Here is a 26,998-nt window from a genome sequence, read left to right as displayed (position 1 = left end):
CTATTCATGAAAAAATTATTAGGTATAGCAACAGCAGCAGTTTTTGGTCTTGGGATTTTTGCGGGTTCTGCTAAAGCGGAAACAATTGTAACAACAGACATATTAAATGTTAGAGAAAACCCAAATGTAGAGGCAAAGCTTGTAGGTAAAGTGTTCAGTGGGAATACACTAGATGTTATAAATACAGAAAATGGATGGACAAAAATTAAGTTGAACGGTAAGGAAGCGTTTGTAAGTGCCGATTTTACAAAGAGCACATATTATGTAACGGCGGGCGTATTAAATGTTCGTGCTGGAGCGAATACTGATTCTGAAATTTTAGGTAAACTTAATAAAAATGATGTGATTGAAACGACGAATCAAGTTCAAAATGAATGGTTACAATTCGACTACAATGGAAAAGTTGGATATGTTCACGTGCCATTTTTAACAGGAACAGCACCTGTAATCGAAAAGAAAGAGGTTGTAGCTCAAGAAGAAGCACCAGCTAGAACAAATACGCCAGTTAAAAATAATACAGTAGTTAAGAATAAAGAGTCTGTTAAGAGTAACGATTCTATTAAGAATGTAGAATCAAGTAAACCTGTGGTAAAAGAAAAACCGGCTGCAAAACCAGTTGCAAAATCTACTGAAACAAGTGCGCCTACTGGTGGTCGTGAAATTACAGTAGAAGCGACGGCATATACAGCAGATCCGAGTGAGAATGGTTCGTATGGTGGTCGTGTATTAACTGCAATGGGGCATGATTTAACAGCAAATCCAAATATGAAAGTAATTGCTGTTGATCCGAAAGTAATTCCGCTTGGATCAAAAGTATGGGTAGAAGGATATGGAGAAGCGATTGCTGGAGACACCGGTGGTGCGATTAAAGGAAATCGTATTGATGTATTAGTCGGTTCAGATGGTAGTGCTAATAGCTGGGGGCGCAAATCTGTAAAAGTGAAAGTTATACAATAGGTTATCGATATTAATATAAAAAGCGGTTGCTTAAAACTATGTAAGCAGCCGCTTTTTATGGATTATTGAAATGGATAAATAGTTTTACCTGTAATAATTTTATATGCACTGCAAAATTGCGTTTGTATATATTCTGTATTTTTATTTTCTGGATGTAATGTTGTTTCATGGAGAGTAGAATGAAAAGCCCGTAGTAAACAATTTAGGGCGAAGTATAATTCCTCTTGTGAACAATTTTGTTCTTTTGTAGAAGTGGCTAAAATGAGGTCTTTTGTCAAAGATGAAAAATTGATGGTGGATTGTTTCATAGTTAACTCATCCTCTCGAAACTATTTTTATCATGTATATGCAGAATTGGACAAACTATGTTCTTTTTTCTGTATAATTTCATGTACCGAAATGAAAGAACTTGCAATCATGCCGTTAAAATTGGTAAGATTGGGTATAATCAATAGATGGAGTATATTACATAAAGAGAGTTGAATGATATGGGAGAAGTGCAACGTGAAAAAGTTGCTGTCATCATTGGACCAACTGCTGTTGGAAAGACGAAGTTAAGTATCGATCTTGCCAAAGTGTTGAACGGTGAAATTATTAGTGGTGATTCCATGCAGATCTATCGAACGATGGATATTGGAACTGCAAAGGTAACAAAAGCAGAGATGGACGGAATTCCACATTATATGATCGATATAAAAAATCCGGAAGATTCATTTTCTGTCGCGGAATTTCAAGAACGTGTTCGCAAGCATATTCGAGAAATTACAGAACGTGGTAAATTACCAATTATAGTTGGTGGGACCGGTCTTTATATACAATCTGTTTTATTCGATTATCAGTTTACAGATGATGCTGGTGATGTGATATACCGAGAGCAAATGGAAAAGTTAGCTTTAGAACGCGGTGTGGAATATGTACATAAAAAATTGCAAGAAGTAGATCCAGAAAGTGCGGAGCGTATTCATGCAAATAATGTACGACGTGTCATTCGGGCGTTAGAAATTTTCCACACGACGGGTGAAAAAATGAGTGAACAAATTGAGAAACAAGAAAAAGAGTTACTCTATGATGTTTCATTAATTGGCTTGACAATGGATCGAGAAATGCTATACGATCGCATTAACTTACGAGTGGATTTGATGATGGAACAAGGCCTATTAGAGGAAGTAGAAGGGCTGTATAATAGAGGGATACGAGATTGTCAATCTATTCAAGCGATTGGATATAAAGAAATCTATGATTATTTTGAGAATCGAGCCTCTTTAGAAGATGCGGTGTCACAATTAAAGACGAATTCGCGTCGTTATGCAAAACGTCAATTAACGTGGTTCCGTAATAAAATGGATGTCACGTGGTTTGATGTTACAGACGGTGAAAAAACGTCAGAAATTTTACGATACATAGAAGGAAAGTTACAAGTAAAGTCGAATAATAGTAAGTAGAGAAAAAGAGGAGGATTCGACATGAAGCAATCAATCAATATTCAAGATCAGTTTTTAAATCAACTCCGTAAAGAAAATACGTTTGTTACGCTGTACTTATTAAATGGTTTCCAGCTTCGTGGACTAATTAAAGGATTTGATAATTTTACAGTCCTGCTGGAAACAGAAGGTAAGCAGCAGCTTATTTATAAACATGCAATTTCCACATTTGTACCACAAAAAAATGTTTCAATTGAATTAGAATAGTAATGAATTATTGTACATAACAAAAAAAGAGCGAGTTTCCTCGCTCTTTTTTTATTTGTCATAAACAATATATGATGAAATTTAAGCGATTCTAAATACAGTAAGGCGGATGTTAGTATTTCCTGTCGCAGGGATCGTAATCTCATTAAGAGTAGATTGAACAGAAATTCTTGCACCAGCTGCTAATGTTTCGATTGTAGTAAATGAAAGTGAGTCGCCTATTAAATTTGAAGAGAAATTATCAGTTGCGACTGCTCCATTAATTGAAATTCCTACTCCGAGTGGAGCGCATCCTGGCGCAGTTGTAGAAATGGATACGCTAATTACATAAATACCACCGTTAATAACAGTAACTGTATCTGTGCCGTTGAAGATAATATTGTTTACGTTAATTGCAGTACTAAAAATAAAGTTATTAAATTGCAGTACTGTTTGCTGAATATTGTTTGTTACAACAATTGTTGCTATAGGGAAGCTAGGTCCAGTAGGCCCAGTAGGTCCGGTAGGTCCACCAGAAGGTCCAGTAGGTCCAGTAACTCCTATACCAGTAGCGCCGGTAGCACCCGTTGGTCCTTGAATGCCTTGAGGTCCAGTGGCACCGGTAGCGCCAGTAGCACCAGTGTTACCTTGAACACCTTGAGGTCCAGTAGCACCGGTAGCGCCAGTAGCACCAGTGTTACCTTGAACACCTTGAGGTCCAGTAGCGCCAGTGGCACCAGTAGCACCAGTGTTACCTTGAACACCTTGAGGTCCAGTAGCGCCAGTGGCACCAGTAGCACCAGTGTTACCTTGAACACCTTGAGGTCCAGTAGCACCGGTAGCGCCAGTAGCACCAGTGTTACCTTGAACACCTTGAGGTCCAGTAGCACCGGTAGCGCCAGTAGCACCAGTGTTACCTTGAACACCTTGAGGTCCAGTAGCGCCAGTGGCACCAGTAGCACCTGTGTTACCTTGAACACCTTGAGGTCCAGTAGCGCCAGTAGCACCAGTGTTACCTTGAACACCTTGAGGTCCAGTAGCACCGGTAGCGCCAGTAGCACCAGTGTTACCTTGAACACCTTGAGGTCCAGTAGCACCGGTAGCGCCAGTAGCACCAGTGTTACCTTGAACACCTTGAGGTCCAGTAGCACCGGTAGCGCCAGTAGCACCTGTGTTACCTTGAGCACCTTGAGGTCCAGTAGCGCCAGTGGCACCAGTAGCACCAGTGTTACCTTGAACACCTTGAGGTCCAGTGGCACCGGTAGCGCCAGTAGCACCAGTGTTACCTTGAACACCTTGAGGTCCAGTAGCACCAGTAGCGCCAGCAGGCCCTTGAGCACCTTGAGGTCCAGTAGCGCCAGTGGCACCAGTAGCACCAGTGTTACCTTGAACACCTTGAGGTCCAGTAGCGCCAGTAGCACCAGTGTTACCTTGAACACCTTGAGGTCCAGTAGCGCCAGTGGCACCAGTGTTACCTTGAACACCTTGAGGTCCAGTAGCGCCGGTAGCACCCGTGTTACCTTGAACACCTTGAGGTCCAGTGGCACCGGTAGCGCCAGTAGCACCAGTGTTACCTTGAACACCTTGAGGTCCAGTAGCGCCGGTAGCACCAGTGTTACCTTGAACACCTTGAGGTCCAGTAGCGCCCGTGTTACCTTGAACACCCTGAGGTCCAGTAGCGCCGGTAGCACCAGTGTTACCTTGAACACCTTGAGGTCCAGTAGCGCCGGTAGCACCAGTGTTACCTTGAACACCCTGAGGTCCAGTAGCACCAGTAGCGCCGGTAGCACCTGTGTTACCTTGAGCACCTTGAGGTCCAGTGGCACCAGTAGCACCAGTGTTACCTTGAACGCCTTGAGGTCCAGTAGCACCAGTGTTACCTTGAACGCCTTGAGGTCCAGTAGCACCAGTGTTACCTTGAACGCCTTGAGGTCCAGTAGCGCCGGTAGCACCAGCAGGTCCTTGAGCACCTTGAGGTCCAGTAGCGCCGGTAGCACCTGTGTTACCTTGAGGTCCCTGAGGTCCAGTAGGTCCAGGAGGCCCGCCAGAAGGTCCGGTAGGTCCGGTAACTCCTATACCAGTAGCGCCAGTGGCACCGGTAGCACCTGTGTTACCTTGAACACCTTGAGGTCCAGTAGCACCAGTAGCGCCGGTAGCACCAGTAGCACCTGTGTTACCTTGAGCACCTTGAGGTCCAGTGGCACCGGTAGCACCCGTGTTACCTTGAGGTCCAGTGGCACCAGTAGCACCCGTGTTACCTTGAGGTCCAGTGGCACCGGTAGCACCCGTGTTACCTTGAGGTCCAGTGGCACCAGTAGCACCCGTGTTACCTTGAGGTCCAGTGGCACCGGTAGCACCCGTGTTACCTTGAGGTCCAGTGGCACCAGTAGCACCCGTGTTACCTTGAGGTCCAGTGGCACCGGTAGCACCCGTGTTACCTTGAGGTCCAGTGGCACCGGTAGCGCCAGTAGCGCCCGTGTTACCTTGAGGTCCGGTAGCGCCAGTAGCGCCCGTGTTACCTCGAGGTCCAGTGGCACCGGTAGCGCCAGTAGCGCCCGTGTTACCTCGAGGTCCGGTAGCACCAGTAGCGCCTGCTGGTCCAGTAGGTCCAGTAGGTCCTTGAATGAACGAAGCAGAATTAACTAGAGCAGTTTGTAATGCTGCTATTAATTTAAGGAGCTCTTGAAGTGTGCAAGGGTCAATTCGGAATAATTTTGTAATGTATAGTAAATAGTTAATGAGATTTTGAAGCTCAATAAATACAGCGCTTGCTACAAAGGTTGGATTTCTTAATATAGTTATTAAGTTTTTAATAATAGCTAACCCTTGTGCTTTCAGGGAGGAAGTAGCGTCTAGTGAACAAATAAATTTACTCAGTAGGTTCAATGTATCGATTAGATCTTCAATATTTTGGGGAGATGGATTTGCGAAAAGTTTTGGGATTATTTTTGTTAAATCAATAATAATCGCACGAAATGTTCTAAGTTGAGCTTTAGTAATTGGGATTGATGGAGTATTTGGGATTCGTCCGGCGCTACTTGGAAAGCATGGTTTGGAGAATTTGTTTTGATTGTCGTTATAACGAGACATTAAATCTCTCCTTTCTCACGAAAATGTGAACGAAACTCATCATAGTAGATGCAGAAATTAGTTAAATGGTCATAGTAAAATCGTTTGTTTAAAGAAAAAATAGAAAAAACGCCTTACAATAAGGCGTTTTTTCTATTTTCTGCGTATTGATAATATCGCTTTAATGAAATTTTTGATTTGAATCCAGCGAGTTTTATAATTTCTGATTCAGGAGTTTCTTTTTTTATTAAGTTTAAAATATAGGTGTTACGAAAATGTTGTCCTGAAATTCCTTTACGTAAATTGGCTCTAGCCACTTCGAGGCGAATCATTTTTTGTATAGCAATTTCCGTTAATGCCTTTGGTGCATCATTTTCATATACCCACCTGTATGTTCCACGGTTAAAATCGAATGCGACAAATAATGGATTATCACTATGGTATTTGGGGCGAACTGGTTCCGGGATGCTTTTGTAATAATTATATAGTTGTTTTTTGTCTTCTTTTGCTAATGTAATTGTTCTTTCTACACCTGCGGTTGCTGGGATTGATAATGTGTTAGTTTCAAAGTGAACGTGATGCATTGTTAATGCTGTAAGTTCCTGTAAGGATAAACCGTAGTCAATCAATAGATTTAAAATAGCAATATTGCGATCCATTAATAAGGGGCGCACAGGAAGTTGTTTTTCTGAAAGTCCTTCTAATGAAGTGACTATATACTTTAACCTTTTTTCTTCATCAGGTGAAATGAAATCTTCGTTACGAAGTGTACGGTCTGGTTGAATAGATATCTCCATATTTTTCAATGGATTAGGAATGTTTAGAAAATGATGCATTCTATTTAGTACAATAAATACACGATGCATCGTTTTTTCTGAGTAATGTCGATTCGTTTTTAAATCGGAAAAGTAATCTTCGTAGTCTTTTGTACAAAGTGTAGCCCATATATTACTGGAAGGGAGCTTTTTGTTTTTTTCTAACCAATGTCCGAAGTCTTCAACGTCATAAACATAACGTTTAATAGTTGAGGGTTTTCGGCCTTTATTCAATAAAAAAATAGAAAAGGCTTGTATTGTATCATGGAATTCCGTTGTCTCCATAGTCCCACCACCTTAATTATTTCTTATATTATAGCAAACTTTTCTGAAAATAGGCATTTACAAGGGGGGCAGGAATAATAATATTTGGTGAGTGGATAAAATGAGATAATATGAAGCGACCTCCTAGATTATCAAGTCAGGGATTTTAACCCATAATAATGAATGAAAACATTATGAATGGGGTTATACCCTATGATAATAGGAGGCCACTATGGAAAATATAATCTATATTGGGATGGATGTCCACAAGGAAAGTTTTAGCTTATGTGCACTACACGGAACAACTGGGGAAATTGTAAGAGAAGCACGATGTGCTTCAAATGTATCTCTCGTAAAAAAATTCGTTGAGAAACTGAAAACAAAATATGGTGAAGATATAAAAATTAAAGCTGGATATGAGGCTGGTTGTTTAGGGTATTCACTTCATAATCTTCTTGAACAAAATGGAATTGATTGTGATATTTTAGCTCCCACAACAATGTACAGTTCATCAAAAAATAAAATGGTTAAAAATGATAAATTCGATGCCAAAATGATTGCTCTTAATTTAGCAAATGGCACCTATAAAGAAGTATATGTTCCAGAAGAAGAGGATGTTGCCGTGAAAGAGTATATCCGCATGTTAGGTGATTTTAAAACATCTTTGAAAAAAATAAAACAACAGATAAAAGCATTCCTTTTAAGGCATGGCTATGTGTATGAAGGGAAATCAAGCTGGACAATCGCTTATATGAAATGGTTAAAGAATCTTGATCTACAAGGATTATTCAAAGAAACGTTAGGCGAATACCTATTACAGTATGATGTTCTAGTCGATAAAATTGAGCGGTTCAGTCTGAGATTAGAAGAATTATCTCATCGTGAAAGGTACGAAGAACCAATCGCAAATTTAAGATGCTTAAAAGGTATAGATACAACATCGGCAATGACTGTTCATGTGGAAATTGCAGACTTCACTCGTTTTCCCACGGCTAAAGCATTTATGGCTTATGTAGGATTGACACCAAGCGAAAGCTCAAGTGGAGAAAAAATCAGTCGACGTTCGATTACAAAACAAGGAAATTCGACCGTTAGGTCTACTCTTGTAGAATGTGCAAATGCGTTGGTAAAAGGAACAATCGGATTAAAATCGAAGCGAGTGAAAGCAAGACAAAAAGGGCAACGAAGCGAAGTGATTGCTTATGCGGATCAGGCTGTAGAAAGGTTACAAAGAAAATATTATCGCATGATATATCAAGGGAAACCTAGAAATGTTGCCGTTACAGCTATCGCAAGAGAACTGGGGTGTTTTATATGGGGATTAGAAACAGGTAAAATTCACCGAAAATAAAGAGGGAAGGATATGAAGTTGATTGATTCATTCATAGTTAGAAACCAAAGGTATCAATTGATGGCATAGATGAGCTTCAGAGATAGTGAATTACAGGTCTGGCTATCTATGACTCACCTCTTCTGGCATGGCTGAAATTCTGATAAACAAGCTATTTATTAGAATTTGAAAAGGTGTGATCCACGCAGTGAGATTATAAGAGCCTAACGACGAACCATTAACCTGAGGTAACCAATCCACGAATAACAGAGTGGTTAACTGTCGATAGATCTTATTTCTGAAGCTTTTGTATGCCATCAAGAAAAATATTATGGGTGAAAAACTATTGACAAAGGTCACTTCATAACAGGTGATTGTATGGAACAATCGATGCGAAAGAAAAACAATAATCAAATTAATATTGTGTTAAACCATCGAAAGAAAATTTCTTTGCCAGCCGCAGAAAATAAAACGGTAATTTCAAATGAAACTACAATTAAACATGAAATGCTGCAGAGAATTGAAGAAGAGATGGGGAAGCTTGTTGGGATGGATGATATAAAAAAGATAATAAAAGAAATATATGCTTGGATTTATGTGAATAAAAAAAGACAAGAGAAGGGATTGAAGTCAGAGAAGCAAGTACTTCATATGCTGTTTAAAGGGAATCCAGGTACAGGGAAGACAACAGTTGCTAGAATGATAGGAAAATTGCTGTTTGAGATGAATATTCTATCGAAAGGCCACTTGGTTGAAGCTGAACGTGCTGATCTTGTAGGAGAGTACATCGGCCATACAGCCCAAAAAACAAGAGACTTAATAAAAAAAGCAATGGGAGGTATTTTGTTTATTGATGAGGCGTATTCTTTAGCTCGAGGAGGAGAGAAGGACTTTGGAAAAGAAGCAATTGATACGCTTGTAAAACATATGGAAGATAAACAACATGGTTTTGTATTGATTTTAGCTGGATATTCAAGAGAGATGAATCACTTTCTTTCATTAAATCCAGGGCTGCAATCTCGTTTTCCATTTATTATTGAATTTGCGGATTACTCGGTAAATCAGTTGTTGGAAATTGGGAAAAGAATGTATGAAGAGCGTGAATATCAGTTATCGAAAGAGGCTGAATGGAAATTTAGGGATCATTTACATGCTGTAAAGTATTCGTCGCAAATTACATCGTTTAGTAATGGGCGGTATGTACGGAATATTGTTGAAAAATCAATTCGTACACAGGCGATGCGGTTGTTGCAAGAAGATGCCTATGATAAAAATGATTTAATTGGAATATCGAGTATGGATTTGATGCTCGAAGAGGAGACGCACAGTACATAAACTGTGCGTCGATTTTTGTGTATAAGTTCGTTTACTCTTTTTTTGCTTTTTCTTGGTGTGCTTTATGGAAGTGTTCCATTTTAGCGCTCTTTTCGTGTGCTGAATTAGGATCGTGCCCAAATTGATTTACTGAGCTTTTTTGAGCTCCTTTATTAACGTGGTTTGTCATTTGTATTCACCTGTTATGAAGTGACCTTTGTCAATAGTTTTTCACCCATAATATTTTTCTTGATGGCATACAAAAGCTTCAGAAATAAGATCTATCGACAGTTAACCACTCTGTTATTCGTGGATTGGTTACCTCAGGTTAATGGTTCGTCGTTAGGCTCTTATAATCTCACTGCGTGGATCACACCTTTTCAAATTCTAATAAATAGCTTGTTTATCAGAATTTCAGCCATGCCAGAAGAGGTGAGTCATAGATAGCCAGACCTGTAATTCACTATCTCTGAAGCTCATCTATGCCATCAATTGATACCTTTGGTTTCTAACTATGAATGAATCAATCAACTTCATATCCTTCCCTCTTTATTTTCGGTGAATTTTACCTGTTTCTAATCCCCATATAAAACACCCCAGTTCTCTTGCGATAGCTGTAACGGCAACATTTCTAGGTTTCCCTTGATATATCATGCGATAATATTTTCTTTGTAACCTTTCTACAGCCTGATCCGCATAAGCAATCACTTCGCTTCGTTGCCCTTTTTGTCTTGCTTTCACTCGCTTCGATTTTAATCCGATTGTTCCTTTTACCAACGCATTTGCACATTCTACAAGAGTAGACCTAACGGTCGAATTTCCTTGTTTTGTAATCGAACGTCGACTGATTTTTTCTCCACTTGAGCTTTCGCTTGGTGTCAATCCTACATAAGCCATAAATGCTTTAGCCGTGGGAAAACGAGTGAAGTCTGCAATTTCCACATGAACAGTCATTGCCGATGTTGTATCTATACCTTTTAAGCATCTTAAATTTGCGATTGGTTCTTCGTACCTTTCACGATGAGATAATTCTTCTAATCTCAGACTGAACCGCTCAATTTTATCGACTAGAACATCATACTGTAATAGGTATTCGCCTAACGTTTCTTTGAATAATCCTTGTAGATCAAGATTCTTTAACCATTTCATATAAGCGATTGTCCAGCTTGATTTCCCTTCATACACATAGCCATGCCTTAAAAGGAATGCTTTTATCTGTTGTTTTATTTTTTTCAAAGATGTTTTAAAATCACCTAACATGCGGATATACTCTTTCACGGCAACATCCTCTTCTTCTGGAACATATACTTCTTTATAGGTGCCATTTGCTAAATTAAGAGCAATCATTTTGGCATCGAATTTATCATTTTTAACCATTTTATTTTTTGATGAACTGTACATTGTTGTGGGAGCTAAAATATCACAATCAATTCCATTTTGTTCAAGAAGATTATGAAGTGAATACCCTAAACAACCAGCCTCATATCCAGCTTTAATTTTTATATCTTCACCATATTTTGTTTTCAGTTTCTCAACGAATTTTTTTACGAGAGATACATTTGAAGCACATCGTGCTTCTCTTACAATTTCCCCAGTTGTTCCGTGTAGTGCACATAAGCTAAAACTTTCCTTGTGGACATCCATCCCAATATAGATTATATTTTCCATAGTGGCCTCCTATTATCATAGGGTATAACCCCATTCATAATGTTTTCATTCATTATTATGGGTTAAAATCCCTGACTTGATAATCTAGGAGGTCGCTTCATATTATCTCACTTTAAAAATTAGTATAAACATTATATAAAGAAAAAATCGTTAGAAAAGAAAACCTCTTTACGATATGTAAAGAGGTTAGATTGCTATTTATGCACTGAACGTTCTTTCGTTTCGATACGTCTGTGCGGTAAATGCCATTTGTAATGAATAGAAACCATGCGGAAGCAAACAATTAAAATGAATAAAATGTAAAGAGCCCAATCGCTAACAATAATTTGAGCGCCAATTAAGAAACCTGCTAAAATTGTCCAAAAGGCATATACTTCAGCTCGAAGAACGAGAGGTTTTCTGCGGGCTAAAAGATCGCGAATGATACCGCCGCCGATACCAGTTAAAACAGCTGCTACAATTGTGGCGCTAATTGGTAAATTTAATTTTTGGGCATATAATGCTCCTTGTACAGCAAATGCTGATAAGCCGATAGCGTCAGTGATATTTTCCCACTTTTTCCAATGTCTAATTAACTTATTTGGAAAAAGAAAAATAATAGTCATTGATAAAAGTGCGATTTGGAATAACATGTCTTGTTGCCAAAACGCGACAATCGGATAACCGATTAATAAATTACGAAGGGCACCTCCCCCAAATGCGGTTGCCATTCCTAAAATATACACCCCGAAAATATCATAATCCTCTTCCATTGCAACAATGGCTCCGCTTAGTGCGAAAGCGATTGTGCCTATGATGCTAAAAATCTCCCATGCCATGAATTTTCTCCCCCGCTAACTAGATGAAATGTGCTTCCTCTGCTATTATATTAGAAGGTTTAAATTTCGAAAAGGATGAGTGAACATATTTGATGGAAGAAAAAGAAAAAGTCATATTAGTAGGCTGTCAATTGCCACAAGATGATGATGAAAAATTTATGCATTCCATGAAAGAGCTTGCATCACTAGCGAAGACTGCACGAGCAGAATTGTTAGTGTCAACAACGCAAAAACGACCAAAGTTTCATCCGGCAACTTACATAGGTAAAGGGAAATTAGAAGAGCTTACAATGTTAACTGAAGAATTAGAGCCGGATGTTATTGTGTTTAATAATGAATTAACGCCGAGTCAAATTCGGAATTTATCCTCAGTATTAGATGCGAGAGTAATTGATCGAACGCAACTAATACTGGATATTTTTGCGCAACGTGCGAAGTCGAGGGAAGGTAAGCTTCAAGTAGAATTAGCTCAGTTGCAATATACAATGCCGCGTCTTATGGGGCAAGGATTGTCCTTATCGCGTCTTGGTGGTGGTATTGGAACGAGAGGACCGGGTGAGACGAAATTAGAGACGGATCGTCGTCATATTCGATCCCGTATTGATGAAATAAAGAAACAACTTGCAGTTGTTGTGGAACATCGAAAAAGATATCGTGAGAGAAGAAAAGATAATAAAGTATTTCAAGTTTCGTTAATAGGGTATACAAATGCAGGGAAATCGACACTGTTTAATAGATTAACGGAAGCTGATACGTTTGAAGAAAACCTTCTGTTTGCAACATTAGACCCAACGACGAGGAAGATGCCGTTACCTTCGGGTTATACAGTATTACTAACTGATACTGTTGGTTTTATACAAGATTTACCCACTTCATTAATCGCTGCTTTTCGTTCGACACTGGAAGAAGCGGGGGAAGCAGATGTCATTTTACATGTAGTTGATTCTGCGGATCCTAACTACATAGGGCATGAAAAAACAGTAAAACGATTATTATCAGAACTTGAAATTAATCATATTCCTATTATTACGTTATATAATAAAAAAGATGAATTACATCAAAACTTTATTCCGTTTCCGAAAAGTGATTTCTTAATGACTAGTGCTTTTGAAGAAAGTGATGTATTGCGTATAAAAGAAGCGATAGAAATGAAAATGAAGAAAGAAATGGATCGTTATCGAGTAGAAATCCCTCCGAGTGAAGGTAAGTTATTAACGCTTTTAAAGACGGAAACGCTATTAGCAAAGATGGAGTTTCTGGAAGATAAATTTGTATATGATTGTGCAGGGTATATTTTTACTCATTCATCGCTTAATGTGCAATTAAAGAGATTTTTAGTGGAAGAAGGAGAAAATAAAAATGTTTGATCGTTTGAAAAATGGAGAAAAAATTGCTCCAATCGTAAAAGAAGTAGAGAGTCAGATTACAGAAGTACATAAACGTGCGGATGAAGTAATTGAAAGTAATCAGTTTCGTGTATTAGAAAGTTTTCGTAAACATAAAATTAGTGACTCGCATTTTATCCCGACGACAGGTTATGGTTATGATGATATTGGCCGTGATACGTTAGAAAAAGTGTATGCTGATGTGTTTGGAGCGGAAGCTGGACTTGTTCGTCCGCAAATTATTTCAGGTACTCACGCTATTTCTACAGCGTTATTTGGTATTTTACGTCCAGGAGATGAGTTATTGTACATCACTGGAAAACCGTATGATACGTTAGAGGAAATCGTTGGCGTGCGTGGGAAAGGTGTAGGTTCATTTAAAGAATATAATATTGGTTACAATGCAGTTCCGCTAACTGAAGGTGGGCTTGTTGATTTTGAAGCTGTTGCAGCAGCGATTCATAGTAATACGAAAATGATCGGTATTCAGCGCTCGAAAGGTTATGCTACTCGTCCATCGTTTACTATTTCTCAAATTAAAGAGATGATCGCGTTTGTTAAAGAAATTAAACCTGATGTTGTTGTGTTTGTAGATAACTGTTATGGCGAGTTTATTGAAGAGCAAGAGCCGTGTCATGTTGGTGCAGATTTAATGGCGGGTTCACTTATTAAAAACCCGGGCGGCGGAATTGTTAAAACTGGCGGTTATATTGTCGGGAAAGAACAGTATGTTGAAGCGTGTGCATATCGTTTAACATCTCCGGGAATTGGTGCGGAAGCTGGAGCGTCTTTATACAGTCTGCAAGAAATGTATCAAGGGTTCTTCTTAGCGCCACATGTTGCAGGACAAGCGCTGAAAGGTGCAATTTTTACAGCTGCGTTTTTAGAAAAGTTAGGAATGAACACGTCACCAGCGTGGAATGCGCCAAGAACAGACTTAATTCAATCGGTTCAATTTGATGATAAAGACCGTATGATTGCCTTCTGCCAAGCGATTCAATATGCATCTCCAATTAATTCGCATTTTACTCCGTATGCAAACTATATGCCAGGTTATGAAGATGATGTAATCATGGCGGCGGGAACGTTTATTCAAGGTGCAAGTATTGAATTGTCTGCTGATGGTCCAATTAGACCACCGTATGTTGCGTATGTGCAAGGTGGCTTAACGTATTCGCATGTTAAAATTGCGATTTGTTCTGCGATTGACGAATTGATTGAAAAGAATTTATTAATCATTTCTTAATGGGAAGCTGTCGATATCGGCAGCTTTTTTCGTATAAAAGTAACGATTTATGCGATTAGAAAAAAGAATGAAAAAATTTATAAAAAAATTATGTAAGAAAAGCTAACATCTATTGACACTAAACATAACATGTTATAAAATGAGAAGCAGTTAAGGCGAAGGAGGAACTGAAAAATGAAAGAAGATAGACGTTCTGCCCCGCTGTTTCCAATTGGTATTGTTATGGATTTAACACAATTGTCTGCACGTCAAATTCGCTACTATGAAGAGCATAATCTTGTTTCTCCAACCCGTACAAAGGGGAATCGTAGATTATTTTCATTTAACGATGTAGATAAGTTGTTAGAGATTAAAGATTTGTTAGATCAAGGCTTGAATATGGCTGGTATTAAGCAAGTGTTACTAATGAAAGAAAATCAAACAGAAGCAGTGAAAGTAAAAGAAGAAACGAAAGAAATTTCAAAAACTGAGCTTCGCAAAATACTTCGAGATGAACTACAACATACAGGTAGATTCAATCGAACTTCATTGCGACAAGGTGACATTTCAAGATTTTTTCACTAAAGATAACTGATTCTGAAGGCGATTAGAGGGACTAAGGAGGAATTTATAATGTCTAGATACACAAAAGAAGATATTTTCCGTTTGGCGAAAGAAGAGAATGTAAAGTATATCCGTTTACAATTTACGGACCTTTTAGGGGTAATTAAAAACGTAGAGATTCCAGTGAGACAATTAACGAAAGCTCTTGATAACAAAATGATGTTTGATGGATCTTCGATTGAAGGTTTCGTACGTATTGAAGAATCTGATATGTATTTATATCCTGATTTAGACACTTGGGTAATTTTCCCTTGGACAGCTGAAAAAGGTAAAGTAGCTCGACTAATCTGTGATATTTACAATGCAGATGGCACTCCATTTGATGGAGACCCACGTAACAACTTAAAACGTGTGTTAAAAGAAATGGAAGCTTTAGGATTTTCAGACTTCAATCTTGGACCAGAGCCAGAATTCTTCCTATTTAAGGTTGATGAAAAAGGAAATCCAACATTAGAATTAAATGATAACGGTGGATACTTCGACCTTGCGCCGATGGATCTAGGGGAAAACTGTCGTCGTGATATCGTTCTTGAACTTGAAGAAATGGGATTTGAAATTGAAGCATCTCACCATGAGGTTGCTCCAGGGCAGCACGAAATTGACTTTAAATATGCAAATGCAATTCGCTCATGTGATGACATTCAAACATTCAAACTTGTTGTAAAAACAATTGCTCGTAAACATGGTTTACACGCAACGTTTATGCCAAAACCACTATACGGTGTGAACGGTTCAGGTATGCACTGTAACTTATCATTATTTAAAAATGGTGAGAACGTATTCTTTGATGCAAACGGTGACTTACAATTAAGTGATGATGCTCGTCACTTCATCGCAGGTATTTTAAAACATGCACCAGCATTTACAGCGATAGCAAACCCAACTGTAAACTCATACAAACGTCTAGTACCTGGATATGAAGCACCTTGTTACGTAGCATGGTCTGCACAAAACCGTAGCCCGTTAGTACGTATCCCTGCATCTCGTGGTATTAGTACACGCGTAGAAGTACGTAGTGTTGACCCAGCTGCAAACCCATATTTAGTAATGGCTACATTATTAGCTGCAGGTCTTGATGGAATTAAAAACAAATTAACTCCACCAGCAGCAGTAGATCGTAACATCTATGTAATGACAAAAGAAGAGCGCGAAGAAGCAGGTATCGTTGACTTACCAGCAACATTAGCGCAAGCATTAGTTACATTACAATCTAATGAAGTAGTATGCGGTGCACTAGGAGAACACTTACTTGAGCACTTCATCGAAGCGAAAGAGATTGAGTGGGATATTTTTAGAACACAAGTTCACCAATGGGAACGCGATCAATATATGTCTCTTTACTAAGAGGCTTGAACCCTTGATACAACTCGTATCAAGGGTTTTTTTATTCCCTATTATTACAATTTTATGTGGTTGCAAAATGAAAAACAGCCACATAAAAGCCAATAATTAATAACAAGTAGTGATATCATAGAAAAACATTATCAGATAAACGTAAGTTTTATATAATTTATGAACTAAAAAAGCCTTGATACTACGGTATCAGGGCTTTTTTAGTGAAGTTATTGGATATATTAACTACTAGATAATGGATTGTTTTTGGTTATTTTGAATCATGTTACTAAGAAAATCTTTTCAAAAGAATTGATTTTATCTTTTTTTAAATCACTTGTGCTATAACTTAATAATTCTTTACTGCCTGTACAACGCGACCAATTATTTTTACATCTTCAGCTGAAAGGTCGTAAGTTTTTGGTTCGTGGATAGGGTCATTACTCAATGGTATTAAAGTAATGATGCTTCCGGATTTTGAAATCTTTTTCACGGTAGCATCATAACCATTGACTTTTACAACAGCAATTTGTCCGTTTTCAACATAAGGAGTTTCCTCTACTAAAACATAAGAACCATCAGGGAATTCGAGATTCATGCTAGTGCCTTTTACAGTAAGATAAAAATACTTTTTACGCTTGTTTAAAAATGTACTTAGCATGGGTAAATAGCCTTCGATATTTTCTTCAGCGAGTATTGGTGTACCGGCTGCTACAGAACCAATGATAGGAATATGAATAATATTTGATTGATCGTTTTGGATGGTTTCATAAATAGAAACTTCTTCTTTAACAGTATTGTCCTCTTGAGTTGCGAGTTTTTCTAAATCATCAGTAGTGATTCCTAATCCCTTACAAACTTTTATTACATTATCAACAGATGCTTTACCAATCCCTCTTGATAACATGGATTGCAGTGTTGTGGGGGGGAGACCTATTTTTTCGGCGAAGGCTCTTTTGCTATAGCCAGCTTCTTTTATTAAGCGTGTTACAACCTCTGCTTTTTTCATTACTTTCACCATCTTTCGTATTAAAGTGTATACGATATTGCGTATTTCTGTATATATCATAACTTAACTGAATTTGTTAGTAAATAGAAAAGTATGCGAAATTGAGTATTTAAATACGTTTTTTTATTGACTAAATACGAAATTGAGTTTATATTTAAATGGAAATGAACGCAATATCGTACAAAAAATAGGTGGTGAGTCGATGTATCCGAATTTGCGTGCAGAGATGGCGAGAAAAAGAATTATGATTACACAAATTTCTTCGCATCTGAAACTTCGCCACGCAACAGTGAGCGACAAAATAAATGGTAAATTTCGTTTTTATTATGATGAAGCTTTTGAAATTAAGAAAACTTTTTTTCCAGAACATAATTTGGAATATCTTTTTGAATTTGAAGAAAACGAAGCGAATTGAAATCGGAGGAGAATTGCTTAAAATGGATAACCGAATTATTGAATAATGACTTAATAAAAGGGTTCATATCATAGTATTTATTTTAAATTTCGATAATTAGTTAATCTGTAAAAGAAAGCAACGAATTATGCGTAGTGCGAAATTATCTCAATACAATAAAGATAGTTCAAAATTAGTAGTGAGGAGGAGATGAGGATGGGGCAATTAACTGACTCATCAGTACATAGTTCATTAGTATTTGAAGTTAATGGCAAAGTAGTAACGGATAGTTTGGTAATTGCGAAGATATTCAAAAAAGATCACTTCGACGTTTTGAAGGAAGTTCGAAAACAAATTGTATATGTAGATGAAGAGTTTGGAGGAGAAAATTTTCACGAGTCCACTTATATGAATTCAAAGAACAGGCGAATCCCTAAATATGATTTAACAGAAGAAGCATTTACGTTACTTGTGATGGGATATACCAGTAGAGAAGCGGTTGGAATAAAAATTAAATTCATGAAAGAGTTCAAACGAATGAAGCAGTATATACAAAATCAACAAAATGTGCCAAAGGATCCAATGGGGGTTTTAAAGTTAACATTTGCTGCGTTAGAAGGGCATACCCAGGAGATACAAGAGATTAAGTCTGAGGTGAAGGGATTGCGAGAAAATACGCCGCTGTATGCTATCGAGTGTGAAGAAATAACAAGGGCTGTAAAAAGGTTAGGTGTTATGTTATTGGGAGGTAAAAATTCAAATTCTTATCAGGATATCGGCCTTAGAAGGAAGTTATATAGAGATATTTACAGTCAGTTACATCGGGAATTTGGTGTGAATAGTTATAAAGCTATTAAGCGTCATCATTTGGATAGAGCAATACAAATTATTAATGAAGAATATTCAATCCCAACTGTTTTAAATGAAGAAATTACAGTTAAAAACTCACAAATAAATATGGCAGACATTCAGTAGGAGGAAAGAACATGCAAAGAAAGATTTTAGTAATTACTAGCAGTTTAGCAGGATTACCAACTGTCAGTGAATTTAAAACAAAAGAAGATGCAAAAGAGCAGGTTAGAAAGCTTATTCAAAAAGGAATGAGTCAAAATGTGATTCGTATAACACAAGAAATTCCAATGAATATCGAAATTCAAGTGGATGTTGAATTTGAGGAATAAGAGAGGTTTAGAAGAAAATAGATATGGATAGCATGATTGTTTTGAATGAATAAGAAAAGAATCCGTTGCAGCGGATTCTATAAGAAAAAATATCTCTAGATAAGTATAACATTGAATACCGTTTTTGAGAATTTATGAGGTGGCTAGTATGGGGATTATTCGAGTGAAAAAAGATAGTAATTATTCCGTTATAAATAATACTGGTTTAAAAGATGAAAGGTTGTCATGGAAAGCGAAAGGAATCTTAGCCTATGCGCTTACATTACCAGACGATTGGACTTTTCATATTAGTGAATTAGCTCGACATGCTAAGGATGGAGAAGATTCGCTCCGTACAGGTTTTAAGGAATTAAAAGAATTAGGTTATGTAAAACGTTATCCTGTTCGTGATGGGAATACGAAAAAAATTACAAGGTGGGATACGGAAATTTACGAAACGCCACAAAGGGACATGCCACAAATGGAAAACCAAGATGTGGTAAAGCCATATGAGGAAAATCAGAAACTACTAAATACTAATAGACTAAATACTAATAAACGAAATAATAATGATTATGATGATATGGATAAATTAGAATCTCGTGTATTCATCAATGAGAGGGTTAAAGTAAGTTGTAACTTTATTAAGGGGATGGGCATTCCGTTAAGTGAAATTGCAATTGCAGAGTTGGGGAGCTTTTGTAATTTGTTTAGTGGGGAGTTAATTCAGCATGCAATTAATAAAGCCGTTGATGAGAATGCACCAAGATGGAACTACATTAAGGCTATATTGAGGAATTGGAAGGAGCAAGAAGTTAAAACATTAGTTGATGTGGCCATACTAGATAGACGTTTCGAAATGAGCAAGAAAAAGAAATATAACGGGACAGGTAAGAAGTATTCAAATAGAAAAGAGATTGTACCCGATTGGTTATATAAAGATGATGAATCAACAAATCTAGAAGAGGAAAGAAAAACTGTACAGTCTATTGATGAAGAGCGTGAGAGATTACAAGAAGTGTTAAATAAATATAGGTCATAAGAAAAAATGCTAGATGATTTACAAGTAATAAAGATTGAAAAGGCTAATAAGCATATTCATGCTATTAAATTAGTATTAAGAGACTTTGTAAAAAGAACGGAAGTGGGTGAATCAGTAAGTGTTCAAGTGGCTCAAAGATTATAAGAAATTAGAAGAAGAAATTGCTTATTTAGAATACAACTTAGACAAATCAAAAGCCGAATTGAAGCGTTGGATTAGCGGTGATTTGCAAAATGTACGATTAACCGCTGAATCGGAAGGGGCTAAGGTAGAAGGACGGATTGAGGCAATTGAATATGAATTAGCTCATAAGATGAATGAAGAGTATGATTTAAAGCTTTTGATTAATAAGTTTAAAGGACTGGATCATCAAATACTTAAAATGAAATATGTTGATGGAATGACTTTAGAACAAATTGCGTTTGAATTACATTATAGTACAGGTTATATACGCCGAAAACACGCTGAAATAAGGAAGATTGTCAAGTTTTTAGATGGATTTTAATGTTACCTTTTTGTAGGATACATGCAGTGTACAGAAAGTATTGAAAAAGTGATTTATAGTAGTAATATAAGATTTCGACGAAAGGGCAACTATTTTTATGGTTGCTCTTTTTGTTGTGAAAGAAGGTGAGTAATATGAAGTGATTTGATGGATTAATGGGTCTTTAGCTTCTAGTTATATTTAGTAAAGTAGTAGTTTTACAGGCGAAAATAATAGAAAAACAAGGAGATGTTTAATGATGAGTTTATTAGCTGCTTCAGTCAAAACAAAGAATTTGCCACAACAGGTGTTACGTTGGCAATCAATGGTAGAAAGCGAATGTTCTACACAAGGTGTACCTGAATTAGTTCCTTACGTGCTTGGAATTATTATGGTAGAAAGTGGAGGGAATTCTGAAACGACACCTGATATTATGCAATCCAGTGAATCACAAGGATGGGCAATGAATACAATTAAAAACCCGAAAGATTCAATTTATTACGGAGTGAAGCATTTAAAGGGTGCTTTTGATGATGCGAAGAAAAATGGCATTACAGATTTAAGTGCCATTGTTCAATCATATAATTTTGGACGAGCTTACCTTCGCTGGTTAGCATCTAACAATAAACAGCATTCATTACCGGTGGCAGATCTGTATTCTAAAACGGTTGTTGCGCCATCACTTGGAAATACGACCGGTGCTATGGTGAAATATAGTAACCCTATCGCTGTTGCTTACAATGGTGGTTATCGATATAAAAACGGAGGGAATTTCTTCTACTCTGAAATTGTTAAACAATATGTAGATTTTGATGGAGGAACTGGTGGCGGTGACAATAAGCCGTTACAACCAAAAGGACTGGGAATTGCAACGTCTAAATACCCAGAAGGATGGGGCATCAATTTATATAGTGGTCCTGGAAAAGATGCTTGGTTTACAGGTCATGTCATTAATACAAAAATGCCATATTTAATTATAGATGCTGCTTGGTATGGCGGGAATGAAAATATGCTTTGCTTAGGTTGGGAAGCCTGGGCAAAAGAAGAACACTTTGAAGTGCAGTGGTTCCACGCTTACTCAAAATATCCAGCAGGTTATGGTATTAACACATATGATGGTCCAAATGGAAATTATAAAGGAAATGTGGATGGATCTTATCCATATGGTGTTTTTGCGAGAAAAGATGGTTACATTGATATTGGACAAAACACATGGGTAAAAGAAGAGCATTTTAATGTAAGGTAATAACAAAGTTTTTTATTATTTGATTTAAAATTATAAATTTTAATATACAGAAAAATATAAAAGGGTGCTTTTTTAAGTGCCTTTTTATATTACGTATGAATAGAAAGGAAGATTATTATGGCAAAATTTATTTATCCAACAGATACAACGAGAGTAACAAGTGGATTTCGGGGGAGCAGACCAGATCATCATGGGATAGATCTTGCTGAATCGGGCTATCATCCAATTTATGCAGCAGCTAGCGGACGAGTTAGTCGTTCTTATATTTCATCCAGTTATGGTGAATGTATTATGATTGTGCACACTATTGATGGGGTTACATGGGAAACAGTATATGCCCATATGCGTAGCGGTTCTCGAACAGTAAAAGAAGGTGATTATGTTACACAAGGACAAACTATTGGGGTTATGGGGAACACAGGGGATTCTAGTGGTCAACACTTGCATTTTGAATTGCATAAAGGGTCTTGGAACATCAATAAGAGTAATGCTGTGAATCCATTAGACTACTTAGGAAAAGGAGACGGTGGTGGTACAACTGACCCTTCTGATAAACCGCTACAACCAAAAGGGCTGGGAATTGCAACGTCTAAATACCCAGAAGGATGGGGCATTAATTTATATAGTGGTCCTGGAAAAGATGCTTGGTTTACAGGTCATGTCATTAATACAAAAATGCCATATTTAATTATAGATGCTGCTTGGTATGGCGGGAATGAAAATATGCTTTGCTTAGGTTGGGAAGCCTGGGCAAAAGAAGAACACTTTGAAGTGCAGTGGTTCCATGCTTACTCAAAATATCCAGCAGGTTATGGTATTAACACATATGATGGTCCAAATGGAAATTATAAAGGAAATGTGGATGGATCTTATCCATATGGTGTTTTTGCGAGAAAAGATGGTTACATTGATATTGGACAAAACACACGGGTAAAAGAAGAGCATTTTAATGTAAGATAATATCTTTAAATCAGCATGTATTAAGTAGGATGAAAAAACTTGTTATCATACCTCTTGAGATTAGAGTAATATCTGTAAAATGCTGGGCGGAATATAGAGTGCGATTTTTGAAAGAGCAACTGATGTAAAAAGTTGCTCTTTTTCTTTTTTTTGAATGTGAGGACCATAACCCATTATATAGAATATGGCCTGTCTGAGGATTTAGTTTCTAGATGTACTTAATAATTCAGTGGAATTTTAAATGATAAAAAATAAAAAAGGAGATAATCAGTAATGGAAATTAGAAAAAAATTAGTGGATCCAAGTAAATATGGTATAAAGTGTCCCAATACAATGACACCAGAATTCATCACAGTACATAATACGTACAATGATGCATCAGCAGAAAATGAGATATCGTATATGATTGGGAATAATAATTCAGTGTCGTTTCATGTTGCAGTAGATGACAAAGAAGCGGTACAAGGTATTCCGTTTGATCGTAATGCTTGGCATGCAGGTGATGGTAACGGAAATGGTAATCGTAAATCTATCGGAGTGGAAATTTGCTATTCTCTAAGCGGTGGGGATAGATATTACAAGGCGGAGGATAATGCAGCAATTGTTATTGCTCAGTTAATGAAACAATTCAATATACCGATTAGTAATGTACGTACACATAAATCGTGGAGTGGAAAGCATTGCCCACATCGAATGCTCGATGAAGGAAGAGTGGATCAATTCATTGAGAAGATAAACAAAGCATTTAATGAAGATAATAATAAACCACTACAACCAAAAGGACTGGGAATTGCAACGTCTAAATACCCAGAAGGATGGGGCATTAATTTATATAGTGGTCCTGGAAAAGATGCTTGGTTTACAGGTCATGTCATTAATACAAAAATGCCATATTTAATTATAGATGCTGCTTGGTATGGTGGGAATGAAAATATGTTATGTCTAGGTTGGGAAGCGTGGGCGAAAGAAGAACACTTTGAAGTAGAGTGGTTCCATGCTTACTCAAAATATCCCGCAGGTTATGGCATTAACACATATGATGGTCCAAATGGAAATTATAAAGGAAATGTGGATGGATCTTATCCATATGGGATTTTTGCAAGAAAAGATGGTTATATCGATATTGGGCAAAACACATGGGTAAAAGAAGAACATTTTAATGTGAGATAAGGATATGAGAGTAGGATCACTCGTATGATTCTCTTTAATTTTTGAAAAGGAGATGAGAACGATGGAAGAACAAATCTTCAATTCAATGATTCAACAAGGAGCATTCGCAGCTTTATTTGTATGGATGCTGTTTACTACGCAAAAAAAGAATGAACAGCGCGAAGAACAATATCAAAAAGTTATTGAAAAAAATCAACAGGTCATTGAAGAACAAGCAAAAGCATTTAGTTCGTTGTCGAAGGATTTATCAGATGTTAAGCGAAAAATCTTGGGGAACGATGATGAGAAATAAAATATGGTATTAAAGTATTTGTCGCATATGCAGGTTCTCAAATAGGAATTCGATTCATATATAGCTAATGAGAAAAAGCCCTAATACCGATAAGTATTGGGGCTTTTTCTCATTAGCTATAGTGAATAAGTTTGTGGTGGATTTTTCAAGAGGAAAGAGTGAATGAAGTCTAATATTAATGTAAATGAAATGAAACTTTGAATGCTGCTTAGTTATAACATAGTCTTATTCAGGATTTCGTTAGTTAATTTTCTAAATTTAGGGAATAAATATAGTTTAGTACCTTGCAATAAATAATACTAAGTGGTATATTATGGATAAAACAGGTACCGTGTATTGAACAGTACTAAGATAGGAAAGGAGGATGGCACTTGAACGTTCAGTTTAAAAAAGGTGTGCTTGAACTTTGTGTATTAGCACTTGTAAAACGTAAAGATAGTTACGGTTATGAACTTGTTCAGCAAATTTCTAATAAATTTTTAATATCGGAAGGGTCAGTATACCCTTTATTACGTCGTTTGACGAAAGAAGGGTATTTTCAAACGTATTTAAAGGAATCTACGGAAGGGCCACCTCGTAAATATTATCAATTAACAGAGCAAGGGGAGACGCAATTTCATTTGTTAGTAACAGAATGGCGTGATTTTGCGAAAGGGGTACAAGAAATTATTGAAGGGGTGGAATGGGATGAGTAAAGAAGGGTTTCTTAAAGAATTATCAAGTTATCTTAGAAAGTTACCAGAGGAAGAGAGGCAAGATATTTTATTGGATTATGAAGAGCACTTTCAGTTTGGACTAGAAGAGGGGAAAACTGAATCGGAAATAATACAGGGCCTTGGTTCTCCGAAAGTAATCGCGAAAGAATTACTTGCGATGTATCGCTTCGATGAAATGAAAAAAAATCCATCGACTTCAAATGTGACAAGAGCTGTTATGGCAGCGATTGGACTTAGTTTGTTTAATTTTATTATTGTGTTAGGCCCGTTAGTCGCAATTATTGCTTTTATATTTTCTTTTTGGATCGGTGGTATTGCTAGTGTAGTAACACCATTTTTCGTTATTGGAAAAGTATTTATGGGTACTTTTATATGGTTGGATCTTTTCGTTAGTATAACGTTTGTTGGGGTAGGTTTATTGTTATGTATTATCGCTTTTTATAGTACAAAGTGGTTTAAGAGATTGTGTGTACGATATGTAATATGGAACTTCAAAATGATAAAAGGAGAGTAAATGATGAAAAAACTATTTTTAATCGCTATCGCTTGTATCATTATTGGAGTAATAGGAATTTCCCAAACATATGAAAAAGCAGTACAAACTGCTGAAAAAGGCGATAAAGAAAATGTAATTAAAAACGAAACATTAAAAAATATAGAAGTTAAGTTAGATGCCGGGGATATTATTGTCCAAAAATCTCCTGACTCTGCTTTTTATGTAAAGCAATCGGGAGATGTACGTAAACAAGAGATTCGTATCGCAGAAGATGGTGACACATTAAAAATTATTGGGGAAAGAGAAAAAGGTGCTTCATTTGATTTTTCTTTTTACGATTTTAGGTTTCAAACGTCTAAATTGACTCTCCTTGTGCCCGAACGCTCTTACCAAGATGTAAAAGTAAATTCATCTGCTGGACAAATCGAAATGAGTGATGTGAAAAGTGATAGCGTAAGTGTTAGAACACTTGCTGGAGAAGTAGAGTTGAAACAAGTAACGGCTAAGAATGTGGAGGGATCGACAAAAGCTGGTGAGGTGAACTTTAAGAAGGTATTAGGGAAAGTGACCGCAAAAACAACAAGTGGGGAAATAAATATTCAAGATCATGATTCTAAGTATAATCTAGAAGCAAGTTCAACTGCGGGAGATATAGATATTACTTTATCGGAAAAACCACAAGATGCGGTAATTACTGGGCAAAGTGCTGCTGGAGATGTAACAATTTTTAATGAAGAAAATAAAAATGTAACAATTGGAAATGGTAGTAAAAAGATTAGCGGTAAAACGGCTGCGGGAGATGTGACGATTGAAACTCGTTAATAAGAAATAGAATGCATGGAAATCTATCAAAATACAAAAAGAAGATAATTACCGTATATAAATAAGGTAATTATCTTCTTTTTGTTATTTTTAATGTAAATCACGATATACGCCAATTACTTTCCCGATAACTGACACTTGTTTTAAAATGATAGGTTCTAATGAAGAGTTTTCTGGTTGTAGACGGAAATGGTCTTTTTCTTTATAGAAACGTTTAACTGTTGCTTCGTTATCCTCTGTTAAAGCGACTACAATTTCACCATTATATGCAGACTGCTGTTGGCGAACAACAACTAAATCTCCATCGAAAATACCAGCTTCAATCATACTATCTCCAGAAATACGTAACATGAACACTTGGTCTGCTCCAGCAACAATACTAGCTGGAAGTGGGAAATGTTCTTCTACGCTTTCGACCGCTGTAATTGGTAAACCAGCAGTGACTTTTCCGACAATTGGAACTTGAATAACAGATTGTGTTTCCGTATCCATTCGGTCTTCACCTAAAATTTCAATGGCACGTGGTTTTGTTGGATCGCGTCGAATGTATCCTTTTTCTTCTAATCGTGATAAATGTCCGTGCACTGTAGAACTAGAAGCGAGGCCGACTGCTTGACCAATTTCACGTACGGAAGGTGGATATCCTTTTTCTTGTACTTTTAGCTTAATAAAGTCGAGAATGTCTTGCTGGCGTTTCGTTAACTTTTCCATGTTTTCTAACACCTCGTTTTCTTTCATT

The 26,998-nt window shown here is 37.1% G+C and carries 29 protein-coding genes; 21 read left to right on the top strand and 8 right to left on the bottom strand.

Translation table 11 applies throughout. The features are described 5' to 3' along the window. Positions 1-6: 6 nt before the first annotated feature. Complete coding sequence (gene entD, locus MHH55_RS12590; RefSeq protein WP_000734604.1) at positions 7-957, top strand: cell wall-binding protein EntD; 951 nt, start codon at positions 7-9, stop codon at positions 955-957. A 62-nt stretch (positions 958-1,019) separates the two neighbouring features. Here the strand turns inward: entD and MHH55_RS12585 are convergent, their stop codons facing one another. Continuing rightward, a complete protein-coding gene (locus tag MHH55_RS12585; RefSeq protein ID WP_000814429.1) occupies positions 1,020-1,265 on the bottom strand; it encodes a hypothetical protein in 246 nt (81 codons plus the stop codon). Positions 1,266-1,445: 180 nt separating this feature from the next. Here MHH55_RS12585 and miaA point away from each other — a divergent pair, with 180 nt between their 5' ends. After that, positions 1,446-2,399, top strand: a complete 954-nt coding sequence (miaA, locus tag MHH55_RS12580; protein ID WP_000504956.1) for a tRNA (adenosine(37)-N6)-dimethylallyltransferase MiaA — start codon at positions 1,446-1,448, stop codon at positions 2,397-2,399. Between the two features lie 21 nt (positions 2,400-2,420). Continuing rightward, positions 2,421-2,645 (top strand): RNA chaperone Hfq, encoded by a 225-nt coding sequence (gene hfq, locus MHH55_RS12575; RefSeq protein ID WP_000813896.1) that lies wholly within the window; start codon positions 2,421-2,423, stop codon positions 2,643-2,645. Positions 2,646-2,726: 81 nt separating this feature from the next. On the opposite strand, the gene MHH55_RS12570 is transcribed toward hfq, so the two are convergent. Next, positions 2,727-5,714 carry a Gly-Xaa-Xaa repeat protein gene (locus tag MHH55_RS12570; protein ID WP_340880741.1) on the bottom strand — a complete coding sequence of 996 codons (2,988 nt, stop codon included), beginning with the start codon at positions 5,712-5,714 and terminating at the stop codon, positions 2,727-2,729. Positions 5,715-5,827: 113 nt separating this feature from the next. Then, entirely contained in the window at positions 5,828-6,793 is a 966-nt protein-coding gene (locus tag MHH55_RS12565) for a tyrosine-type recombinase/integrase (RefSeq protein ID WP_074555588.1), read from the bottom strand. A gap of 211 nt (positions 6,794-7,004) precedes the next feature. Between MHH55_RS12565 and MHH55_RS12560 the strand changes: the two genes are divergently transcribed. Both MHH55_RS12560 and spoVK read left to right on the top strand, forming a co-directional pair. After that, positions 7,005-8,123, top strand: a complete 1,119-nt coding sequence (locus tag MHH55_RS12560; RefSeq protein WP_340880263.1) for an IS110 family transposase — start codon at positions 7,005-7,007, stop codon at positions 8,121-8,123. A 357-nt stretch (positions 8,124-8,480) separates the two neighbouring features. Beyond that, positions 8,481-9,437, top strand: a complete 957-nt coding sequence (gene spoVK, locus MHH55_RS12555; protein WP_000438178.1) for a stage V sporulation protein K — start codon at positions 8,481-8,483, stop codon at positions 9,435-9,437. 31 nt (positions 9,438-9,468) lie between these two features. Here spoVK and MHH55_RS12550 read toward each other — a convergent pair whose 3' ends face one another. From MHH55_RS12550 to MHH55_RS12540, 3 genes are all read right to left on the bottom strand, one after another. After that, positions 9,469-9,606, bottom strand: coding sequence for a hypothetical protein (locus MHH55_RS12550; protein WP_000181500.1), 138 nt, complete (start codon positions 9,604-9,606; stop codon positions 9,469-9,471). Positions 9,607-9,965: 359 nt separating this feature from the next. Continuing rightward, positions 9,966-11,084: an IS110 family transposase gene (locus tag MHH55_RS12545; RefSeq protein WP_340880263.1), complete on the bottom strand. Its 1,119-nt coding sequence runs from the start codon at positions 11,082-11,084 to the stop codon at positions 9,966-9,968. 194 nt (positions 11,085-11,278) lie between these two features. Then, positions 11,279-11,902: a trimeric intracellular cation channel family protein gene (locus tag MHH55_RS12540; RefSeq protein WP_078186874.1), complete on the bottom strand. Its 624-nt coding sequence runs from the start codon at positions 11,900-11,902 to the stop codon at positions 11,279-11,281. 92 nt (positions 11,903-11,994) lie between these two features. Here MHH55_RS12540 and hflX point away from each other — a divergent pair, with 92 nt between their 5' ends. The 4 genes from hflX (at position 11,995) to glnA (ending at position 16,480) form a co-directional block, all read left to right on the top strand. Beyond that, a complete protein-coding gene (hflX, locus tag MHH55_RS12535; protein ID WP_000391393.1) occupies positions 11,995-13,269 on the top strand; it encodes a GTPase HflX in 1,275 nt (424 codons plus the stop codon). After that, positions 13,262-14,533, top strand: a complete 1,272-nt coding sequence (locus tag MHH55_RS12530) for a methionine gamma-lyase family protein (protein ID WP_025710425.1) — start codon at positions 13,262-13,264, stop codon at positions 14,531-14,533. Before hflX ends, MHH55_RS12530 begins: the two co-directional genes overlap by 8 nt. Positions 14,534-14,707: 174 nt before the next feature. After that, entirely contained in the window at positions 14,708-15,097 is a 390-nt protein-coding gene (gene glnR, locus MHH55_RS12525; RefSeq protein ID WP_000656783.1) for a transcriptional repressor GlnR, read from the top strand. A gap of 48 nt (positions 15,098-15,145) precedes the next feature. Continuing rightward, positions 15,146-16,480, top strand: coding sequence for a type I glutamate--ammonia ligase (gene glnA / locus MHH55_RS12520; RefSeq protein ID WP_000092763.1), 1,335 nt, complete (start codon positions 15,146-15,148; stop codon positions 16,478-16,480). Between the two features lie 337 nt (positions 16,481-16,817). Here the strand turns inward: glnA and MHH55_RS12515 are convergent, their stop codons facing one another. Then, positions 16,818-17,477, bottom strand: coding sequence for a LexA family protein (locus MHH55_RS12515; RefSeq protein ID WP_033695267.1), 660 nt, complete (start codon positions 17,475-17,477; stop codon positions 16,818-16,820). A 202-nt stretch (positions 17,478-17,679) separates the two neighbouring features. Between MHH55_RS12515 and MHH55_RS12510 the strand changes: the two genes are divergently transcribed. The 12 genes from MHH55_RS12510 to MHH55_RS12455 all read left to right on the top strand — a co-directional run bounded on the left by MHH55_RS12510 (position 17,680) and on the right by MHH55_RS12455 (position 26,259). Next, positions 17,680-17,892 carry a hypothetical protein gene (locus tag MHH55_RS12510; RefSeq protein ID WP_000283430.1) on the top strand — a complete coding sequence of 71 codons (213 nt, stop codon included), beginning with the start codon at positions 17,680-17,682 and terminating at the stop codon, positions 17,890-17,892. A gap of 195 nt (positions 17,893-18,087) precedes the next feature. Continuing rightward, positions 18,088-18,846 (top strand): ORF6C domain-containing protein, encoded by a 759-nt coding sequence (locus MHH55_RS12505; protein WP_074555584.1) that lies wholly within the window; start codon positions 18,088-18,090, stop codon positions 18,844-18,846. A gap of 11 nt (positions 18,847-18,857) precedes the next feature. Next, on the top strand, positions 18,858-19,052 hold the full coding sequence (locus tag MHH55_RS12500; RefSeq protein ID WP_001189064.1) for a hypothetical protein: 195 nt from the start codon (positions 18,858-18,860) through the stop codon (positions 19,050-19,052). A 148-nt stretch (positions 19,053-19,200) separates the two neighbouring features. Beyond that, the gene (locus MHH55_RS12495; RefSeq protein WP_074555582.1) at positions 19,201-20,073 is read left to right on the top strand and encodes a DnaD domain protein; all 873 of its coding nucleotides are present in this window, start codon (positions 19,201-19,203) and stop codon (positions 20,071-20,073) included. Between the two features lie 118 nt (positions 20,074-20,191). Continuing rightward, entirely contained in the window at positions 20,192-20,578 is a 387-nt protein-coding gene (locus MHH55_RS12490) for a DUF1492 domain-containing protein (RefSeq protein WP_074555580.1), read from the top strand. A gap of 238 nt (positions 20,579-20,816) precedes the next feature. Beyond that, complete coding sequence (locus tag MHH55_RS12485; protein ID WP_167913535.1) at positions 20,817-21,803, top strand: lysozyme family protein; 987 nt, start codon at positions 20,817-20,819, stop codon at positions 21,801-21,803. A gap of 117 nt (positions 21,804-21,920) precedes the next feature. After that, positions 21,921-22,763, top strand: a complete 843-nt coding sequence (locus MHH55_RS12480) for a M23 family metallopeptidase (protein ID WP_078186873.1) — start codon at positions 21,921-21,923, stop codon at positions 22,761-22,763. A 273-nt stretch (positions 22,764-23,036) separates the two neighbouring features. Beyond that, on the top strand, positions 23,037-23,933 hold the full coding sequence (locus MHH55_RS12475) for a peptidoglycan recognition protein family protein (protein ID WP_000405766.1): 897 nt from the start codon (positions 23,037-23,039) through the stop codon (positions 23,931-23,933). Positions 23,934-23,994: 61 nt separating this feature from the next. After that, positions 23,995-24,225 (top strand): BhlA/UviB family holin-like peptide, encoded by a 231-nt coding sequence (locus MHH55_RS12470; protein WP_000392444.1) that lies wholly within the window; start codon positions 23,995-23,997, stop codon positions 24,223-24,225. Positions 24,226-24,596: 371 nt separating this feature from the next. After that, complete coding sequence (locus MHH55_RS12465) at positions 24,597-24,920, top strand: PadR family transcriptional regulator (RefSeq protein ID WP_001102628.1); 324 nt, start codon at positions 24,597-24,599, stop codon at positions 24,918-24,920. After that, positions 24,913-25,455, top strand: coding sequence for a DUF1700 domain-containing protein (locus tag MHH55_RS12460; RefSeq protein WP_000031383.1), 543 nt, complete (start codon positions 24,913-24,915; stop codon positions 25,453-25,455). Before MHH55_RS12465 ends, MHH55_RS12460 begins: the two co-directional genes overlap by 8 nt. Then, entirely contained in the window at positions 25,456-26,259 is an 804-nt protein-coding gene (locus MHH55_RS12455) for a DUF4097 family beta strand repeat-containing protein (RefSeq protein ID WP_000976235.1), read from the top strand. A gap of 90 nt (positions 26,260-26,349) precedes the next feature. Here the strand turns inward: MHH55_RS12455 and lexA are convergent, their stop codons facing one another. Next, complete coding sequence (gene lexA, locus MHH55_RS12450) at positions 26,350-26,970, bottom strand: transcriptional repressor LexA (protein WP_000413738.1); 621 nt, start codon at positions 26,968-26,970, stop codon at positions 26,350-26,352. Between the last annotated feature and the right edge of the window lie 28 nt (positions 26,971-26,998).

The organism is Bacillus sp. FSL K6-2944, assembly GCF_038005385.1.
Taxonomy (GTDB): Bacteria; Bacillota; Bacilli; order Bacillales; family Bacillaceae_G; genus Bacillus_A; species Bacillus_A cereus.
This window is presented reverse-complemented; position numbering and strand designations above follow the sequence as displayed.

Bases quoted from the DNA above. Each gene is read 5' to 3' on its own strand.
- hfq (WP_000813896.1), top strand. From the start codon at position 2,421: ATGAAGCAATCAATCAATATTCAAGATCAGTTTTTAAATCAACTCCGT.
- MHH55_RS12565 (WP_074555588.1), bottom strand. From the start codon at position 6,793: ATGGAGACAACGGAATTCCATGATACAATACAAGCCTTTTCTATTTTT.
- spoVK (WP_000438178.1), top strand. From the start codon at position 8,481: ATGGAACAATCGATGCGAAAGAAAAACAATAATCAAATTAATATTGTG.
- lexA (WP_000413738.1), bottom strand. From the start codon at position 26,970: ATGGAAAAGTTAACGAAACGCCAGCAAGACATTCTCGACTTTATTAAG.
- MHH55_RS12505 (WP_074555584.1), top strand. From the start codon at position 18,088: ATGGGGCAATTAACTGACTCATCAGTACATAGTTCATTAGTATTTGAA.
- MHH55_RS12570 (WP_340880741.1), bottom strand. From the start codon at position 5,714: ATGTCTCGTTATAACGACAATCAAAACAAATTCTCCAAACCATGCTTT.
- MHH55_RS12495 (WP_074555582.1), top strand. From the start codon at position 19,201: ATGGGGATTATTCGAGTGAAAAAAGATAGTAATTATTCCGTTATAAAT.
- MHH55_RS12540 (WP_078186874.1), bottom strand. From the start codon at position 11,902: ATGGCATGGGAGATTTTTAGCATCATAGGCACAATCGCTTTCGCACTA.
- MHH55_RS12530 (WP_025710425.1), top strand. From the start codon at position 13,262: ATGTTTGATCGTTTGAAAAATGGAGAAAAAATTGCTCCAATCGTAAAA.
- MHH55_RS12545 (WP_340880263.1), bottom strand. From the start codon at position 11,084: ATGGAAAATATAATCTATATTGGGATGGATGTCCACAAGGAAAGTTTT.
- hflX (WP_000391393.1), top strand. From the start codon at position 11,995: ATGGAAGAAAAAGAAAAAGTCATATTAGTAGGCTGTCAATTGCCACAA.
- MHH55_RS12550 (WP_000181500.1), bottom strand. From the start codon at position 9,606: ATGACAAACCACGTTAATAAAGGAGCTCAAAAAAGCTCAGTAAATCAA.
- MHH55_RS12475 (WP_000405766.1), top strand. From the start codon at position 23,037: ATGGAAATTAGAAAAAAATTAGTGGATCCAAGTAAATATGGTATAAAG.
- MHH55_RS12515 (WP_033695267.1), bottom strand. From the start codon at position 17,477: ATGAAAAAAGCAGAGGTTGTAACACGCTTAATAAAAGAAGCTGGCTAT.
- glnR (WP_000656783.1), top strand. From the start codon at position 14,708: ATGAAAGAAGATAGACGTTCTGCCCCGCTGTTTCCAATTGGTATTGTT.
- entD (WP_000734604.1), top strand. From the start codon at position 7: ATGAAAAAATTATTAGGTATAGCAACAGCAGCAGTTTTTGGTCTTGGG.
- miaA (WP_000504956.1), top strand. From the start codon at position 1,446: ATGGGAGAAGTGCAACGTGAAAAAGTTGCTGTCATCATTGGACCAACT.
- MHH55_RS12500 (WP_001189064.1), top strand. From the start codon at position 18,858: ATGCAAAGAAAGATTTTAGTAATTACTAGCAGTTTAGCAGGATTACCA.
- MHH55_RS12460 (WP_000031383.1), top strand. From the start codon at position 24,913: ATGAGTAAAGAAGGGTTTCTTAAAGAATTATCAAGTTATCTTAGAAAG.
- MHH55_RS12455 (WP_000976235.1), top strand. From the start codon at position 25,456: ATGATGAAAAAACTATTTTTAATCGCTATCGCTTGTATCATTATTGGA.
- MHH55_RS12585 (WP_000814429.1), bottom strand. From the start codon at position 1,265: ATGAAACAATCCACCATCAATTTTTCATCTTTGACAAAAGACCTCATT.
- glnA (WP_000092763.1), top strand. From the start codon at position 15,146: ATGTCTAGATACACAAAAGAAGATATTTTCCGTTTGGCGAAAGAAGAG.
- MHH55_RS12470 (WP_000392444.1), top strand. From the start codon at position 23,995: ATGGAAGAACAAATCTTCAATTCAATGATTCAACAAGGAGCATTCGCA.
- MHH55_RS12560 (WP_340880263.1), top strand. From the start codon at position 7,005: ATGGAAAATATAATCTATATTGGGATGGATGTCCACAAGGAAAGTTTT.
- MHH55_RS12480 (WP_078186873.1), top strand. From the start codon at position 21,921: ATGGCAAAATTTATTTATCCAACAGATACAACGAGAGTAACAAGTGGA.
- MHH55_RS12485 (WP_167913535.1), top strand. From the start codon at position 20,817: ATGAGTTTATTAGCTGCTTCAGTCAAAACAAAGAATTTGCCACAACAG.
- MHH55_RS12510 (WP_000283430.1), top strand. From the start codon at position 17,680: ATGTATCCGAATTTGCGTGCAGAGATGGCGAGAAAAAGAATTATGATT.